Genomic DNA, 3,038 nt, shown 5'->3' with positions numbered 1-3,038 from the left:
TCACGCCCTGCGGGTGCTCGATGCGAAAGCCGATGGAAAACGGCTTGGCCTCCATGGCCACGCCGCGCTGGTACAGCATGGCGAACGTGTCGCGTGAGCTGTGGCCCAGGGCCATCACCACATGGTCGGCGCGCAGCTCGCAGGTCTCGCCCGTGGCCTGGTTTTGCACCTTCAGGCCGCGCAGGTGGCGGCTTGCTCCGGTGCCTTCCACGATCACGTCGGTCACGCGCTGCTCAAAACGGATCTCGCCTCCCAGCGCAATGATCTGCTCGCGCAGGTTCTCCACTACCTTCACCAGCTTGAAGGTGCCGATGTGCGGGTGGGCCATGTACAGGATTTCTGCTGGCGCACCGGCTTTGACGAACTCGTTCATCACCTTGCGGCCCAGGTGGCGTGGGTCCTTGATCTGGCTGTAGAGCTTGCCGTCGCTGAAGGTGCCCGCGCCGCCCTCGCCGAACTGCACATTGCTTTCGGCATGCAGCACGCGCTTGCGCCACAGGCCCCAGGTGTCCTTGGTGCGCTCGCGCACGGTCTTGCCACGCTCGAGCACGATGGGCTTGAAACCCATCTGCGCCAGCACCAGCGCGGCAAAGATGCCGCAGGGTCCAAAGCCCACCACCACCGGCCGCTGCGGCAGATCGGCAGGCGCGTGGCCCACCGGGTGCCAGGCCATGTCGGGAGTGGGCTGGATGTGCGGGTTGGCGGCAAACTTTGCCAGCAGGGCGGCTTCGCGCCCCGGCTGCGCCAGCGTCACATCGACGATGTACACGGCCAGCAGGTCGGCCTTGCGGGCGTCAAAGCTACGTTTGAAGACATGCAGGTGGGCGATGTCTGCGGGCGCGATGCCCAGCAGTTGCGTGACAGCGGCGCGCAGAGGCGCATCAGGGGCTTCGGCCACGGTGAAGGGCAGCCGGATTTCGGAGAGGCGGATCATGGTCTTGCAGGCCCGTGGTTATCGGGCGAATGGCAATGGCAACAAGCGTCCCACATGATACGGGCAGTGATGCGCTGGCGTGCAGCCGGCGCCCGGGTGCGAGGGCGCTGGGCCGCGGCGGTGTGCAGCGCGGCGCGGTGCCCCGTGCAGGCTTGGTGAGCGGCAGCCCCGTCAGGCGGGCAGGAAGCCTTCCACCGAAAGGTAGCGCTCGCCGGTGTCGTAGTTAAAGCCCAGCACGCGGGCGCCTGCGGGCAACTCGGGCAGCTTCTGTGCAATGGCCGACAGCGTGGCACCCGACGAAATGCCCACCAGCATGCCCTCTTCGCGCGCGCAGCGGCGGGCGTATTCGCGGGCCGCCTCGGCTTCGACCTGGATCACGCCATCGAGCACGCTGGTGTCCAGGTTCTTGGGCACAAAGCCAGCACCAATGCCCTGGATGGGATGCGGCGAGGGCGCACCGCCCGAGATCACGGGCGAGGCTGCAGGCTCCACCGCAAACACCTTGAGCTGCGGGAACCTGGCCTTGAGCACGCGTGCAGCGCCGGTGAGATGGCCGCCCGTGCCGACACCCGTGATGATGGCATCGAGCCCGTCGGGAAAGTCGGCCAGGATTTCCTGGGCGGTGGTGCGCACATGGATGTCGATGTTGGCGGGGTTTTCAAACTGCTGGGGAATCCATGCGCCCGGCGTCTGGGCCTGCAGCTCCTGCGCGCGGGCGATCGCGCCCTTCATGCCCTTTTCGCGCGGCGTCAGGTCAAACTGCGCGCCGTAGGCCAGCATCAGGCGGCGGCGCTCGATGCTCATGCTGTCGGGCATCACCAGGATCAGCTTGTAGCCCTTGACGGCGGCGACCAGCGCCAGGCCAATGCCCGTGTTGCCGCTGGTGGGCTCGATGATGGTGCCACCGGGCTTGAGCGCACCGGACTTTTCTGCGTCTTCCACCATGGCCAGGGCAATGCGGTCCTTGATCGAACCGCCAGGGTTGCTGCGCTCGGACTTGACCCACACGTTGGCAGCAGGGCCAAACAGGCGGTTGATGCGCACGTGGGGCGTGTTGCCGATGGTCTGCAGAATGTTGTCAACTTTCATGGCGTCTCCTGTTGATGTGAGAAGGGGGGGAAGATTGCGTCCTTGCGACCTCGGAGTGTTCCGAAAAACCGTTCGGGCTGAGCGGGTCGAACCCAGGGCGCGCGCGATGTGTGGCGCTCCTCCTGTTCGGCCAGCCCACGGCAACCCGAATTCAGGGGCTGGCACCGCGGTTCCACACGCATTTTGAACCACTTGTTCTACAGCCTTGGCGATATCGATATACCCCACCCGTGCACCGAAGCTGCTGCATCTGCACCCCGCTCATTTCGCGGCTGCCAACGGGCGTATCGCCACCCGCATGGCCCCTTCCACAGCGGTGATGTGCACCTGGACGGGCAGGCCCAGCGCAATCGTCTGCGCATTGGTCGCCGTGTGCTGCGTCACCTCGCTGCAGGTGTAGCTTGTGGCCTGGCCGCTGCGCCACACCGCCAGGGCCATCGGCAGCATCCACTGGTCGGCCAGGTGCGGGCCCAGAGCGCCTTTGCTGCGCTGGTAGGCTCGAATTTCGTCCACCAGCCGCCTGGCGACTTGCTCCGCCGACAGGCTGCGCTCGCCCAGCTGGAAGAACACCTCGGTGATGTGCTCGTACTCCAGCGTGGCAAGCAGTGCATTGCCCGGGCCCTCGTTCTGGCGCGTGGGCGGCTGGCGCAACTGGCCCGCCTCGAGAGTCCAGCCCATGCGCTGGCCCAGCGCTTCCAACTCTCGGTGGGGAATGTTGCGGGCCAGGCCGGGCGCCAGCGCCTCTGCCCAGCCCTTCAGCAGCGGGCCGCGCTCTAATACATCCACTGGTACCAACAGCTGGCCGGAAGGCGTGATGCGCGCCACCAGTTCGCCGCCCCCGGCAGGAAAGAAGCCGCGGCGCTGCAGTTGCAGGTCTAGCCCGGATATTTCACCGTCCTCCGTAAAAACGATGACGGCATGGCCCTTTGAGTGCGCGTTTATCGAGGTGTAGAAACTTGATGAACGAGCGAGCCATGCCGAATCCAAACTGTACCGAACAAACTGAACTCGATCT

3 protein-coding genes are annotated in these 3,038 nt (G+C 65.8%); all 3 read right to left on the bottom strand.

Annotation, left to right across the window (positions count from 1 at the left end):
* Positions 1-934: NAD(P)/FAD-dependent oxidoreductase (locus tag ACK543_RS13655; protein WP_409943391.1), on the bottom strand; the 934-nt coding region annotated here is incomplete at its 3' end.
* Positions 935-1,105: 171 nt separating this feature from the next.
* Positions 1,106-2,023, bottom strand: coding sequence for a cysteine synthase A (cysK, locus tag ACK543_RS13650; RefSeq protein ID WP_409943390.1), 918 nt, complete (start codon positions 2,021-2,023; stop codon positions 1,106-1,108).
* 261 nt (positions 2,024-2,284) lie between these two features.
* The coding region (locus ACK543_RS13645) for an RNA 3'-terminal phosphate cyclase (RefSeq protein WP_409943389.1) at positions 2,285-3,038 on the bottom strand (754 nt) is incomplete at its 5' end.

Source organism: Acidovorax sp. (assembly GCF_046341535.1).
GTDB lineage: Bacteria > Pseudomonadota > Gammaproteobacteria > Burkholderiales > Burkholderiaceae_C > Acidovorax.
The sequence above is the reverse complement of the archived record's forward strand: the minus strand, read 5'-3'. Positions and strand labels throughout refer to the sequence as shown.